The sequence below is a fragment of the Micromonospora globbae genome, from assembly GCF_036184225.1.
Classification (GTDB): Bacteria; Actinomycetota; Actinomycetes; order Mycobacteriales; family Micromonosporaceae; genus Micromonospora; species Micromonospora globbae.
Map to the genome: position 1 here is coordinate 1,028,459 of NZ_CP108084.1, position 12,949 is coordinate 1,041,407.

Annotated in this window: 10 protein-coding genes; 6 read left to right on the top strand and 4 right to left on the bottom strand. The window is 73.5% G+C overall.

Annotation, left to right across the window (positions count from 1 at the left end):
• The first annotated feature begins 125 nt into the window (after positions 1 to 125).
• Genes OG994_RS04605 through OG994_RS04615 form a run of 3 tightly spaced genes read left to right on the top strand, consistent with a single transcriptional unit; the run spans position 126 to position 2,569 of the window.
• Complete coding sequence (locus OG994_RS04605; RefSeq protein ID WP_328852310.1) at positions 126 to 1,247, top strand: sensor histidine kinase; 1,122 nt, start codon at positions 126 to 128, stop codon at positions 1,245 to 1,247.
• Positions 1,244 to 1,900, top strand: a complete 657-nt coding sequence (locus OG994_RS04610; protein ID WP_328852311.1) for a response regulator transcription factor — start codon at positions 1,244 to 1,246, stop codon at positions 1,898 to 1,900. The genes OG994_RS04605 and OG994_RS04610 overlap by 4 nt, the downstream gene beginning before the upstream one ends.
• A 57-nt stretch (positions 1,901 to 1,957) precedes the next feature.
• Positions 1,958 to 2,569 (top strand): hypothetical protein, encoded by a 612-nt coding sequence (locus OG994_RS04615; RefSeq protein WP_192902039.1) that lies wholly within the window; start codon positions 1,958 to 1,960, stop codon positions 2,567 to 2,569.
• 88 nt (positions 2,570 to 2,657) lie between these two features.
• Here OG994_RS04615 and OG994_RS04620 read toward each other — a convergent pair whose 3' ends face one another.
• Complete coding sequence (locus OG994_RS04620; protein ID WP_120326700.1) at positions 2,658 to 3,035, bottom strand: VOC family protein; 378 nt, start codon at positions 3,033 to 3,035, stop codon at positions 2,658 to 2,660.
• 8 nt (positions 3,036 to 3,043) lie between these two features.
• Positions 3,044 to 3,871 (bottom strand): helix-turn-helix domain-containing protein, encoded by an 828-nt coding sequence (locus tag OG994_RS04625; RefSeq protein WP_328852312.1) that lies wholly within the window; start codon positions 3,869 to 3,871, stop codon positions 3,044 to 3,046.
• Positions 3,872 to 4,068: 197 nt separating this feature from the next.
• Between OG994_RS04625 and OG994_RS04630 the strand changes: the two genes are divergently transcribed.
• The 3 genes from OG994_RS04630 (at position 4,069) to OG994_RS04640 (ending at position 7,416) form a co-directional block, all read left to right on the top strand.
• The gene (locus tag OG994_RS04630; RefSeq protein WP_328852313.1) at positions 4,069 to 5,190 is read left to right on the top strand and encodes an effector-associated domain 2-containing protein; all 1,122 of its coding nucleotides are present in this window, start codon (positions 4,069 to 4,071) and stop codon (positions 5,188 to 5,190) included.
• A 146-nt stretch (positions 5,191 to 5,336) separates the two neighbouring features.
• Positions 5,337 to 5,555: a hypothetical protein gene (locus OG994_RS04635; protein WP_120326515.1), complete on the top strand. Its 219-nt coding sequence runs from the start codon at positions 5,337 to 5,339 to the stop codon at positions 5,553 to 5,555.
• Complete coding sequence (locus OG994_RS04640; protein WP_328852314.1) at positions 5,545 to 7,416, top strand: HEXXH motif domain-containing protein; 1,872 nt, start codon at positions 5,545 to 5,547, stop codon at positions 7,414 to 7,416. The genes OG994_RS04635 and OG994_RS04640 overlap by 11 nt, the downstream gene beginning before the upstream one ends.
• Positions 7,417 to 7,439: 23 nt before the next feature.
• Here the strand turns inward: OG994_RS04640 and fxsT are convergent, their stop codons facing one another.
• Together fxsT and OG994_RS04650 are read right to left on the bottom strand one after the other, a co-directional pair.
• Complete coding sequence (fxsT, locus tag OG994_RS04645) at positions 7,440 to 11,327, bottom strand: FxSxx-COOH system tetratricopeptide repeat protein (protein WP_328852315.1); 3,888 nt, start codon at positions 11,325 to 11,327, stop codon at positions 7,440 to 7,442.
• 121 nt (positions 11,328 to 11,448) lie between these two features.
• Positions 11,449 to 12,861, bottom strand: a complete 1,413-nt coding sequence (locus OG994_RS04650) for a VMAP-C domain-containing protein (protein WP_328853662.1) — start codon at positions 12,859 to 12,861, stop codon at positions 11,449 to 11,451.
• Between the last annotated feature and the right edge of the window lie 88 nt (positions 12,862 to 12,949).

Below are 12,949 nucleotides of genomic sequence, written 5' to 3' on the forward strand. Positions count from 1 at the left end.
GCACCCACCCGACCGCACGAGGCGCCGACCCTGTGGCGGACGACGCGGGACGAGCCCCGCGACCCCACCCCCGGCTACCGCATCGGTGGTACGCGGCCACCCGGCCGGGTACCTACTGTTGCCGTGTGCGGCGGTGGATGACGGACACCGGCATCGTGGTGGTCGCCGGTGCGGTGACGGTGTATCGGATCGCGGTGGCGGCGGTGGAGGCCGGCGACCGCGCGCCGGACGGGTGGGCGTACGCCCTCGGGCTGGCGATGGCGCTGGTCCTGCTGGCCCGACGGCGCTGGCCCGCCGCGACCCTGGCCACGGCGGGTGCCCTGTTCCTGGCCTACCACGTGTCCCGGTATCCCGGCGGTGCCCCCGCCGCGCCGCTGTGGGTGGCGCTGTACTCGGTGGCGGTCGCCCCGCGCCGCCGGGCCGGCCTGCTGGTGGCCGCGATCTTCATCCTGCTGGACCTCCAGGGACGCATGCTGGTGGAGAGCGTGGGACCACTGGACGCCACCCTGGACAGCTCGACGGTCGTCTTCGTGGCGGCGCTGCTGCTGGGCGAGGCGGTGCGGGGCCGGCGGATCCGGCTGGAGCTGCTGTCCGCCGAGCGGGACCGGGCGGCCGAGCGGCGGGTCACCGAGGAACGCATCCGGATCGCCCGGGAACTGCACGACGTCACGGCGCACACCCTGGCGGTGGTCGGAGTGCAGGCCGGGGTGGCGGCCGAGGTCCTCGAGGACGATCCGGTGCAGGCCCGCGCCGCGCTGGACGTGGTCCGGCAGGCCAGCCGGGAGGCGATGGCGGAACTGCGCGCCGCCGTCGGCGTGCTGCGGGACGGCCGTCGCGACCCGGATCCGGGCGGCCCCCACGACGAGCCGGGCGAGTTCAGCCCCGCGCCGCCGGCGCCCGCGCTCGACCGGCTTCCCGCGCTGGCGGCCGCGACCGGTGCCGTGCTCCGGTGCGACGGCGAGCGGCGCCCGCTGCCCCGGGCCGTGGAGGCGTCCGCGTACCGGATCGTGCAGGAGGCGGTGGCGAACGCGGTACGGCACGCCGACGCCGACCGGATCGAGGTGCGGCTCGGCTACCGCCCGGACGGGCTGACGCTGAGCGTCCGGGACAACGGGCGGGGCGCGCCGGGGCCGCCGGGCAACGGGCTGCGGGGCATGACGGAACGGGCCGTCGGGCTCGGTGGTTGGCTGCGCGCCGGGCCAGCCCACGGTGGCGGTTTCCACGTCGAGGGGTGGCTGCCGGGATGACCATCCGAGTCCTGCTCGCCGACGACCAGACCCTGGTCCGGGCCGGCTTCCGGGTGCTGCTCGAACGCGCGCCCGACATCGAGGTGGTCGCCGAGGCCGCCGACGGGGACGAGGCGATCGCGCTGACCCGCGCCCACCGGCCGGACGTCGTGCTGATGGACGTGCGGATGCCGGGCACCGACGGGCTGACCGCGACCCGGCGGATCCTCGCCGACGAGCGGCTGCCCGGGGTACGGGTCGTCGTGCTCACCACCTTCGAACTCGACGAGTACGTCTACGCGGCGCTGCACGCCGGGGCGAGCGGCTTCCTGTTGAAGAACCTGGAACCGGACGAGCTGCGCAGGGCGGTCCGGGTGGTGGCGGCCGGCGACGCCCTGCTGGCGCCGGAGGTGACCCGCCGGCTGATCGCCGCGTACGCCCGAGGGCCCGAGGTGCCCGGTCTGCACACCCTGACGACCCGGGAACGCGAGGTGGTGGCGCTCGTCGCGGAGGGGCTCACCAACGGGGAGATCGGGGTACGGCTCGGCATGAGCACGGCGACCGCGAAGACCCACGCCAACCGGGCGATGACCAAGCTCGGGGCCCGGGACCGGGCGCAACTCGTGGTCTTCGCCTACCGCTCCGGGCTGGCGGGCGTACAACATCGGCGGTAGTCCGGGGCCGGCGCCGAGCGGATCCGGCGGGGGTCGCCCGTCCATACCGTCAGATCCATGTTTCTCATTCTTGGTCCCACACTGAACCTGCTCGCCACCCTCTTCTGGGAGTCCGAGTCACAGGGCGTGACCGCCGGCACGCTCGTCGGGCTCTCCTGCGCCTGCTGGCTCGTCGGCCTGATCGGCCTGTACGACCGGCTGCGCGCCGCGGCCCCCCGCTACGTGGCCGTGGCGCTGCCGGTGACGGTCTTCGCGACCGTCGGCGGGGTGGCGTTCGGCGTGCAGAGCATCCACGAGGGCGTCTTCGAGGTCTCACACGCCCACACCATCGAGCTGCTCAACCAGTACCCGTTCGCCACGACCCTGTTCTGGATCGCCGGGCCGCTCTTCCCGCTCACCCTGTTCGCGCTGGGTGTGGCGCTCTGCTGGACCCGCACCGCGCCGCTGCCGGTGGGCGTACTGCTCTGCCTGGGCGCGGTCGCGTTCCCGCTGAGCCGGATCACCCGCGAGGTGTCGATCGCGTTGGTCGCCGACGTGCTGCTGGTGCTGCCGTTCCTGTACCTCGGCGCCCGGGAGCTGGGCCTGTGGGGACGGTCGACGGGCTCGGCCCCGTCGCGGGACGGCGGCGTGCCGTCGGCGACGCCGGTCGGCGGCCGGGCGGACGGCTGAGGCCGCCCGCGCGTCGGTCCCGCCACGACGACCTGCCGTGGCGGGACCGTCACGTGCTGCCGTGGCGCGACCGACGTGTGTGCGGCGCCTAGCCGCGCTGCGCGATCATCCAGAGGTGGCCGAACGGGTCGGCGAGGCGGCCGCCGCGCTCGCCGTACGGCTGGTCGGCGATGGGGAAGACCACGGTGCCGCCGTGCTGCTCCATGCGCCGGCCGACCGCGTCCGCGTCGTCCACGTACAGGGCCATGACGACCGGGGTGCCCCCGAGTGTGGGCGGAGCGGGGTCGCCGTCGCCCTCGTCCTTGACGGCGAACCTTCCGCCGGCCACCTCCAGCTCCGCGTGGACGATGCGCCCGGTGTTCTCGTCGGTGTACCGGTTCAGCTCCCTGGCACCGAACACCGTCGTGTAGAACGCGATCGCCCGATCGGCGCCGATCACCACGAGGCGTGGATACATGTCGCTCATGCCCACGATCATCGCGTCGGCGGGGAGTCGTCGAATTGTAGGAAAGGGACATGGTTGGGTTCCTCGGCCGACCTCGGGGCGTACGCGGTGGGGCTCTGCGCCGCGAACGCGTGGAAGTCGTGGATCATGTGCGCCTGGTCGTGGTAGCCGCACTCGGCGGCCAGCCGGGCCCAGTCCCCCCTCGTGCGTGCCGACGCGGCGGCGGACAGCAGGCGCTGGAAGCGACGTACCCGGGCGAACACCTTGGGCGCCAGACCCACCTGGGCGCTGAACCGGCGCGTCAGCCTCTTGGGGGTCCACCCCAGCCGGTCCGCCGCCTCGGACACGGAGGTGCCCTGGTGCAGCGCGGCCACGGCCACGGCGAGTGCCCGGTCCGGGCGGGGCGGCTCGGCCGCCGCGAGCAGCGCGGACTCCACGACCTTCCGCATGGCGTCCGGTGTCCCGGCCGCCAACAGCCGCTCGCGTAGGGTGGCGCCCCGATGCCCCCACAGGGCGTCGAGCGGCACGAGCCGGTCGCGCGTCGCCGCGAGGCCGGGGAAGAACGGCGCCGCGCCGCCCGGCCGGAAGCTGACCCACAGGACGGCCCGCTGGTGGGCGGTGTCCGTCACGGCGGAGCGGCTGTCCGGCCCCTGCAGGGCCGCGCCCGAGGTGCGCGTCGGGGCCAGGCCGTCGGGGGCCGAGGAGAGCACGTCCTCGTCGAGGTTGACGAGCAGCTGTGCGGTGCCGGTGGGTAGTACGCGCTCGCGGCGGTGCGGGAACGTCCCCTCGAGGTACCCCATCGAGGAGATGAAGGGCGCCAGCGCGGGTGAGCGCGGGCGGAGGCGTACCACGTCCATGCGATCCGACGCTACCCCTGGCGGCCCTCCGCCGGGGCCGTCTCGCCACGGGCGGAGGGTGGCGACGCCCTCTCCGAAGGCTACGATCGAGCCCGGTCGACGTCACGTGCGGGCGTCGACGATCGTGCCGACGCGGCGCCGCGCCGTCGGGCCCACCGCCGTGCGCGACGCTCGCACCCGTGCCCGAGGATTGAGCCATGGGACCCGGTGACGACCCGCGCGACGTCCACGTGGTGGCCGTCGGCATCGACCGGTACGCGGCGGGCGACGAGTGGAGCCTGACCGGGCCGGTCGACGACGCCGTCCGGTTCGCCGCCTGGTTCGTGGCCCGTGGGGTACCACCCGACCAGGTGACCGTGCTGCTGGCGCCCGATCCCGGTCCGGACGCCCTTCCCCCGGGGGTCGACCGGCGTCCCGCCGACCGCGCGACCGTACGCCAGGTGCTCATGCGGGAGCTGCCGGGGCGGCCGGGATCCGTCCTCCACGTGGTCTGGGGCGGCCACGGCTACGTCGACACCGGGCGCCACCGGCGGCTCTACTACGCCGACGCCACCGCCACCGATTCCGGCGCGCTCGACCTCGACTCCATCCTCGCCACCTTCTCCACCGACGTCGTCCCGGGCTTCGACCGGCAGGTGTGGATCGTGGACGCGTGCCAACTGCACGAGCGCCCGCAGGGCCTGCGCGCGCCCGGCACCGAGACCTTCCCGGTCGGCGACCCGGTCCCTGGCCGCAGGCAGGACGTCCTGTTCGCCGCCGGCGTCGGTCAGGCCGCCGCCAACCTCCGGGTACGGCGCACCGGACTGTTCAGCCGGGAGGTGCTGCGACTCCTGCAGGACGAGGACGGGGGCCGGCTCGCGGATCCGGAACGGCTCGTCACCGCGCTGCGGGAGCGGTTCGACCAGCTGCGTGCCGACGGCCTTACCGCCCAGACGCCCACCTACCTGTGGTACCGCAACGCCCTCGGCGACGAGGGGTTCGTGCTCAGCCGCTCCGGGTCGGGCCGTCCCGCCGCGACCGCCTCGGCGTCCCCGTCACCGGCCGCGCTGGCCCCTCTCGTGGACGCGCTGCTCGACGTACCGGAGTTCCTGCGCCCGGACGACCGTGAGGAGATCCTGTCGCTGCTGCGCGGGCCGGTACGCGCGGCCATCCGCCGCAACAGCGCCGCACGGCTGGACGCCATCAGCGTCGTACGAACCTGTCTGCGGTATCCGGGCGCCCTGTCGGAACTCGTCGAGGCGGTCCGCTTCTTCGCCTCGGACGACGAGGCGGTGGCCCGCGTCGAGGACGGCGCCGCCCGACTGACGGCCCGTACCTGATGCCCGGACCCACCCTCCACATGGCGTCCACTTCGGAGCAATCCGCCGAAACCGGTGTGTGGTAGCCGTCGCTCGGCGCTTTCGCCACTCGGACGCATAAGTAATGATGGAGTTATCGACTGTCATCATCGGGAGGGTTGCCGTACATGGAGGAACGCCTCGCCGGTATCGAGTCCGAGCTGCTCGACCTGTCAGCGGTGACCGTAGCGACCCTACGATCCGTCGACTCCACCGGCATGACTGCGGCGATCTCGCGGGTGCGCGAGAGAGTTGCCGATACGGGGGGCAGCATCAGTGGCTACAACGGCTCCTTCCCCAGCCGGATGCGGCCCGCCGGGCCGGATTCGGAGGAACATGTCGTCTGACTCCCTCCCGTTAGGCCCGACGTACCTCGATCACGCGCACTTCCACACCCTGGCGACCGGCGCCGCCGACGAACCGAGCATCGCCGCACTCCGGCGGTCCGAGCGCAGCTGGCGGCTCATCGTGCTGCGGGCCCTGCTGGACACCTGCGGCACCCGCACCGACACGACCGGTCCGCTCGCACCCGTCACCGACGCCTGGCAGCTCCTGGTCCGGGCCCACGCCGCCGCTCCGGACACCACCGAGGACGTCCTGGCCCAGCCACAGGTCGGCATCTGGGCCGCGCACACGCTGCGTCGCCTCCGCGACGACCCCCACACCCGGACACCGTTGTGGCTGGACGTCGGATACCTCCACGCCCTCGCGGCGGCGAGCGCCGCCCGCGCGGGCCTCACCTTCGCGATCGACATCCCGGCGCGACAGGGCTCCGCGGTGCTGCCCACCGTGGGCGCCGCGTCCGTCCCGCCGGACGTCGCACACGTGCGGGTGCGGGCCCGCACCGGCCAGGTCGAGATGGTGACCGACGCACGGACCGTGCGGTGTGCGCCCGGCGACCCGGACTGGCACGAACCCGTCCTCGTCGACGTCGACACGGACGGCGTCGGTCTCCGGGTCGAGTTGCTCGACCGCGACGTGTACCGGGACCTGCGCGGACCGGCGTCACCGGAGCCGTTGTCGCAGTCCGAGATCACCCGCTGGCGTGGGTGGCTCGCGCACGCCTGGGAACTGCTGGTCCGCGAGCAGCCCGACCGGGCACGGGCCATCACCGGGATCGTGCGGACCCTCGCTCCGGTGCCGCGCCGCGAGCCGTTCCGCCCACTGTCCGCCTCCGGCGCCGAGGCGTTCGGGGGCGTCCTGCTCTCCGAGCCCGACGACGGGGTGCAGCTCGCGGTGACCCTGGTGCACGAGTCGCAGCACCACAAGCTCGGCGCCCTGTCGCACCTGCTGACCCTCTGCGAGACCGGCGACGGCGTCCGCTACTACGCCCCCTGGCGGGACGATCCCCGACCGCTCGCGGGCGTTCTCCAGGGTGCCTACGCGTTCGCCGGCATCACCCAGTTCTGGCGGGTCCACCGGCAGCACGCGGCAGCGGGGGAGCGGGCGCTCGCGGACTTCGAGTTCGCGCTGTGGCGGCGGCAGACCCTCGACGTCCTGCGGGCGATGGCCGCGTCCGGCCGGTTGACGGGGCACGGCCAGCGGTTCGTCGAGACCCTGTACGCGGACCTGGCAGCCTGCCAGGACGATCCGGTGCCCCCGGCCGCCCTCGGGGCGGCTCACGCCGCCGCCGTCGACCACCGCGCGATGTGGCGGGGCCACAACATCCGCCTGGCCCCCGCCGACCGGGACGCACTCGCCGCGGCCTGGCAGCGCCGCGATCCCGCGGCGAAGGCCGTCCTCGCGGTCGGTGCCCGGACGGTGCTCGCGGCACCACCGGCGGGTGCGCTCGACGCGCGGGCCGTCCTGCGCCGGCACCTGCTGGTCGACGCGGACGCGTTCGGCCGGCTGCGCGCCACGCCCGACCGGGTGGGGGACCGGGTCGCCGGCGCCACGCCGGCCGACCTCGCCCTCGTCGCCGGCGACCTCGACGGGGCGCGCGCCGGATACCTCGACGAGCTGGGGCGGGACCCGTCGCACGTGCACGGCTGGGTGGGTCTCGGCCTCACCCAGCTCGACCGGCCCACCGATCCGGCGGTCCGCGCCCTGCTCGGCGCTCCGGAACTCGTCCTGGCCGTCGTCCAGGGACTGCGGTCGCGCGGCTCCGCGTCGGTGGCCCCCGACCCGGTGGAGCTGGCGAGCTGGCTGGGGCACGGGCTGGAACCGCTGTCGGACACCATCGACCCGGCGGGCTGGCCAATCGCCTGACCCGCCGGATCGACCGTGCGCCGCTACAGGGGGAGCGGGTCGATGTCGCAGTTGGCCCGCACGCCGGCCCCGACCGCCGCCACCGCCGGGTGCCGGACGCCGAGGGTCTGCCGCAGCTGTTCGAGGCTCGTGTCGAAGAGCATGCTCGCCTCCGCCTCGCGCCCGAGGTCCCGAAGGTCCATGGCGAGGTTGAGAGCGCACACGAGCGTCGTGGGGTGACTGGACCCCAGCACCTGACGCGCCTGGGTGAGGGTGTCCGCGTCGAGGGCGTGGGCCTCCGCGTAGTCGCCGAGTTCGTAGTGGTCGCTCGCCAGGTTGATCCGGGCGGCCAGCACGAGAGCGTGCGACGTGCCGAGGCGGTTGGTCAGCCGTGCCAGCGCCGCCTGGTCCAGGTCCCGGGCCTGCTCGCACTCGCCCAGCAGGCGGAGCGTCACCGCCAGGTCGACCTGCGCGCCCGCGGTGTGCGGGTGGTTCTCGCCGTACAGCCGGCGCAGGCCCTCCACCGCCGCCTCGGCCGCCTCCCGCGCGGCGCGCAGATCGCCGGTCAGGCGCTGGTCGATGGAGAACGTCAGCATGGCGAGCACCGTGTCCGGGTGGCCGTCGCCGTAGCGCGTACGGAAGCGGCGCAGCACGTCGCTCGACAGGTCGAGGGCGTCGTGGTGGTGGCCGGCCTTACGACGGAAGCTCGCCAGCATGTGGCTCTGCCGCAGCAGATCCGGGTGGTCGTCGTACTTCAGCACCCGGCGGGCCGTGGCGACGACGTTCTCCTGGTTGGCGTGCGCCGCGATGTAGTCACCGAGCTCGCGCCGGTCGAGGTTGATGCCGCCGAAGGTGCTCAGGCTGTCCGGGTGGTCGGTGCCGTAGATCTGCACCAGGCGCTGGTACGTCTGCTCGTCCAGCTGCAGCGCGCGCCCGAAGAGGCCGGACAGCCGCATGCTCACCGCGAGGTTGTGCGCGGCGCGCAGCGTGAACGGCTCGTCCTCGCCGAAGTTCTGCTTCGCGTGGTCGTAGACGACCAGCGAACGTTCCAGCGCGCCGGCGAAGTCACCGGCGACGCGGTGGTCGGCGGCCACCGCGCCGATGGCGTACAGGGTCTCCTCCTGGTCGTCGCCGAGGGTCTGCCGGTAGAGCTCGAGCGTCCGGGCGTTGATGCTGGCCGCGGCGGCGTAGTCGCCGACGACGAAGTGCATGAAGCCGAGCCAGCTCGCCATGCGCAGGCTGTCCGGGTCGGCGCCGCCGCCGTCGGCGGTCCAGGCCGTCCACGCCCGCTGCGAGAGGTCCCGTGCGGCGAGGTGGTCGCCCCACCGCCAGAGGTACTTCGCCTCGTTGAGCACCATGTCCCGCACCAGGTCGTTCCCGCACTGCTCGGCGCCGGAGGCCACGATGTGCGGGTACAGCTCGGCGTACCGCGGCCAGTGGTCGGCGTCGTCGGGCTGGTCGGGGTCGTTGCCGGCGAGCAGCATGTGGGCGCCGTGCCGCAGGGCGTCGCGGTCCGCCGGGTCCATCTGGTCGATGAGCACCCGCTGGACGAGACGGTGCATCTGGAAGGAGTTCGTGCGGTGGTCGATCCGGGCCAGGGAGAGACGCCCGATCGTGCGGATCGCCCGGTTGAGGCGGACCGGGTTGCGGACGAGGGGGTCCAGATCGGGGTGGATGCGAAGCGCGCGCGGCTTCGACAGGAGGACCTTGCCGATCGGCTCGGGCGCGAAGAACGCGCAGACCTGCAACAACCGCAGCGCCGAAAGATCCTGCTCACGCAGCCAGTTGAGCGACACGTTCCACGCCGCGGCGACCAGCTCCGGGTAGTCCTGCTGCACCGACTCGTCGTCGAGGGCCGGGCGGCTGGCGTCGAGCAGCTCCAGGTACTCGTCGGCCGGCATCCTCGTCTCGGCGCGCCAGGCAGCGGCCTGCTCGATGGCCAGGGGAAGGTCGCCCAGGGCCGCCGCGAGCCGGTCGGCGTCGTCGACGGCCAGATCCGGCCCGCGACGGCGGAGCAGTTCGATGCTCTCCTGCCGCTCGAACACGTCGACCTGGAGGCTGCTCGCGACGTCCCGCCAGGCACTGTTGCGGGAGGTGACGACGATGCTTCCCGGCCCGCCCTTGGGGAAGAACTGCTCGACGTCGTCCGGATCCTCGGCGTTGTCGAAGATCAGCAGCCAGTTCGAGTACGGGCGGCCGATCCGCAGCGCCTCCAGCACCGCCGGCACGGCCGTGTTGGCGGTCGACGGCACCGGCAGGTCCAGACGCGCCGCCAACTCCACCAGCGCGGACTGGATCTGGGCCGGACGTTCGGCCGGGATCCACCAGATCAGGTCGAAGTCCTGCTGGTGGAGGTAGACGTACTCGATGACGAGCTGCGACTTGCCCACCCCGCCGGCGCCGTGCACCGCCTCGGGCAGCACCGCGGTGGTGCCGGCGCGCAGGCGCTGGTGCAGGGAGTCGAGCATCTCCCGGCGGCCGGTGAAGTTCGCGTTCCGCAGCGGCAGGTTGCCGACGATCGCCGGCAGTTGCCCGTCCAGCCGCTGTACGGTCTGCCGATCGTGGGTCGGTGTCCTGCTCGGGATGATGCCCGGCTCGGCGTCCAGCGTGGCGTGCGGTGCGATGCCGAACGAGCCCCCCGAGCCCGGCGAGTTCACTCTGTCAGACATTCCGGACTCCATGGTCCTGTGAGCGGTAACGGACGGTGGCTGCAGTACTCGACGTACCTGCCGTGGGATGGGCGAGCCGAGGGCCTGACCCAGCCGTGCGGCTGCGACGAGGTTCGGCCCGCCCAGTGAGAGGTGAACAGCCAGCTCGACCCGCAGATACGGCTCGGCGGCCGGAGTGACGCGCTCGTACGACGCGTTCCGCGGATCCTTGACGCGAAGGGTCAGGTTGCGCACGGCCTCGACGTCGTGCGCCAGTTCGTACTCCACGACGTGCTGGACCTCGACGGTACGGTCGCGGTACCCGAGCGTGAGGAGCCGCTCGCGTACGCCGTGCACGAACTCGTACCTGATGCGGGTGTCGCCCGTCGCCGCCCCGTGCGGGACGGGCCGCACCAGGTCGCTCGTGAGCACCTCGGTCAGGTGCTCCGGCCCCGACCGGACCACCGTCCTCGCCACCGCGCGCACCACCCGGGCGTTGAGGGGAGCGGCCGCCAGCCGGGTCGCCAGCGTGAACGCCGCCGGCGAGGCGGTGGCCCGGAACCGGGCGACGAGATCGTGAGCGGTGAGCGACCGGCTCGGTCGGCGGCCGTTCGGGGCCTCGGGCGGCAGCAGGAGCGCGGGCATCCGCAGCTCGCCCGCCGCCGGCCCGGCCAGCAGCCGGCTCCATCGCTGCAACCAGTCCGTGCCGCGCTCGATGACCGGTACGGCCGTCAGCGGGGTGTCGTCCCGCTCGTCGGGGGGCCGGAGATCCAGACCGCTCACCCGCCATGCCGAAGCGGAGGTCGCCGGGCCGGATCCGGTCAGGCTCCACGCCACCTCGGTGGTGTCCATTCCGCGTTCGCGCCACCGCTGCTGGGGCAGGAGGTTGACCACCGCGACCGTCATGGTGTCGGCCCAGGAGACGAGCACGGGGTGGACGAGCCCGCTCCGCCAGGCGTCGGAGCCGCCGTGCGTCAGCAGGAACACGACGCGTCGCCCGGTCGGATCGACCAGACTCGCGGGCGCGGCGGGGAGGGCGTCCGGCCCACCGGTGAGCCGGAGTGCGCCCTCCGCGACGGCCATGCGCAGGACGTCGACGGAGGCGAAGGCGCGCTGGGCGCGGAGAACGGCGACGAAGGTCGAGATCTCGTCGGCCCAGAACTCCATCACCGGGTCGTCGTCGACGACCACGACGAGGTCCCGGTCGCCGTCGGGGAGGTCGAGCCGCAGCCCGTCCGCCGGGCGGCTCAGGGGAGCGGCGGTCGCCGGCGCCGAGCCGTTCATCACAGACCCGCCGTTGCCGGCGCGGGCCGGGGCGACGTGCGACGGCAGCGCCTGGTGACCCCTCCGCCCGTCCCATCGGGACGCCGGCCGGCGGCGATCCACGTCCCGTGACCGTTGCCGCTCATGCAAGGACCTTTCGCCTGTCGCCGTCGACGGAAACCGCCCCGCCCGGCTGCCGATCCGGATCGTCGAACAAGATCACGAAGCCGTGCCCGATGTGCTGGTCCAGGCCCTTGGGGTCCTCACTCCACGCCTGCTGCCGCAGGTGCGCGGCACGGTGGGGAAGCTCGGTCACTCCGGGGCCCGACGCCCGATCGCCGATCATCGACGCAACAGTCTGGCACAGTTCCTCTGTGGACGATGCGTTGCGGTGCCAGATGATCGCCGGCACCCCGGACCGCAGCCCGACGAGCAGTTGCCGCTCACCGACACTGCCCGCGGTCGGGGACTCGCTGAGCACCAGGACGACGACGCCGCTGTCCCGCTTGAGGGTCGCCTCGAGCTGGACGTCGGCATGGTGCCGGGACGCGCAGTGGACCGGCGGCCACCCCTCGCTGTCGCGGCTGGCGAGGCTGTGCCAGCGGCTGCGCCAGACCCGGTGCCACCGGCTGGCGCGCAGGCGCTCCAGGCTTCTGATCACCAGGGGGTACTCGGCGGTCAGCGGACTCGGCATCAGGGAGTGCAGTTCCTTGCGCCAGGTGTCGACGGGCTCGTTGATCAGCTGCCAGGGAAGGACGAACTCGATGGTCACCGCGCCGGCCTGGTCCGCCCAGCGGCGCTCGGTCTCGTCGATGACCTGGTCGACGGCCGCTTCGAGGTCGCCGTACGGGACGTGGCGGTCCTCCCCGCGGATCGGCTGCCACACCGCCGACGCCCACTGATACCAGTGCGACATGATGTAGGTGTCGTCGTCGCCGCCGTACTTCTCGAACTGGATCAGGAGATAGGCCGTGCCGACCGGCGGCGGAGGGCTGGACGCGGACTCCTCGACCTGATCCGCGACACCCCAGTCCTTCGCCAGTCGCGCGACCAGCTCGCGGAGCCGGTCGAGCGACGCCTGCGGCACGACGGTGGCCACCCTGTCCAGCAACGGCAGCCACGGCGGCACCTCACCGTGCGAGTTCGCGGACGCGAGATGAGCGAACAGGTCCCAGGCCGTCCGGCACCAGGGCGGGGCCGGCGTCGCGCGGACCTCGGCGACGAACCGGCGCAGGTCGCCGGTGACCTCGACGGCGGACAGCACGCCGCGCAGCCAGGGCAGGTCGTAGTCGGCGAACAACTCGACGACCTGCCACTCGTCGGCCAGCTGGAGGAGCGCGACGGTCTGCTCGCTGCCGGGTTCGAGCAGCTCCAGACACTCGACGAGGCAGCGCAGCCCGCCCGGGCGGTCCACGCACACCGTCACCAGCTCCACGATCTGCGGCCGGAGCAGGCCCAGCTCCCGGTAGCCCAGGGCGCCGCCCAGCGCGTGGCCCAGTTCCTGGAGCAGCAGCTGCCGGCTGTTGGGATCGCGGATGACCGACGACGCCTCCATCACGGCGGCGATCTGTCCGACGAGTCGGCGGCGTTCCTCCGCTACAGCTGGCGAATAGCGCCGCGGGGCCTCACGCACGGCCCTCATC

Excerpts from the sequence above, each read along its gene's own strand:
- OG994_RS04610 (WP_328852311.1), top strand. The coding sequence starts at position 1,244 with ATGACCATCCGAGTCCTGCTCGCCGACGACCAGACCCTGGTCCGGGCC.
- OG994_RS04615 (WP_192902039.1), top strand. The coding sequence starts at position 1,958 with ATGTTTCTCATTCTTGGTCCCACACTGAACCTGCTCGCCACCCTCTTC.
- OG994_RS04620 (WP_120326700.1), bottom strand. The coding sequence starts at position 3,035 with ATGAGCGACATGTATCCACGCCTCGTGGTGATCGGCGCCGATCGGGCG.
- OG994_RS04625 (WP_328852312.1), bottom strand. The coding sequence starts at position 3,871 with ATGGACGTGGTACGCCTCCGCCCGCGCTCACCCGCGCTGGCGCCCTTC.
- OG994_RS04630 (WP_328852313.1), top strand. The coding sequence starts at position 4,069 with ATGGGACCCGGTGACGACCCGCGCGACGTCCACGTGGTGGCCGTCGGC.
- OG994_RS04635 (WP_120326515.1), top strand. The coding sequence starts at position 5,337 with ATGGAGGAACGCCTCGCCGGTATCGAGTCCGAGCTGCTCGACCTGTCA.
- OG994_RS04640 (WP_328852314.1), top strand. The coding sequence starts at position 5,545 with ATGTCGTCTGACTCCCTCCCGTTAGGCCCGACGTACCTCGATCACGCG.
- fxsT (WP_328852315.1), bottom strand. The coding sequence starts at position 11,327 with ATGAACGGCTCGGCGCCGGCGACCGCCGCTCCCCTGAGCCGCCCGGCG.
- OG994_RS04650 (WP_328853662.1), bottom strand. The coding sequence starts at position 12,861 with ATGGAGGCGTCGTCGGTCATCCGCGATCCCAACAGCCGGCAGCTGCTG.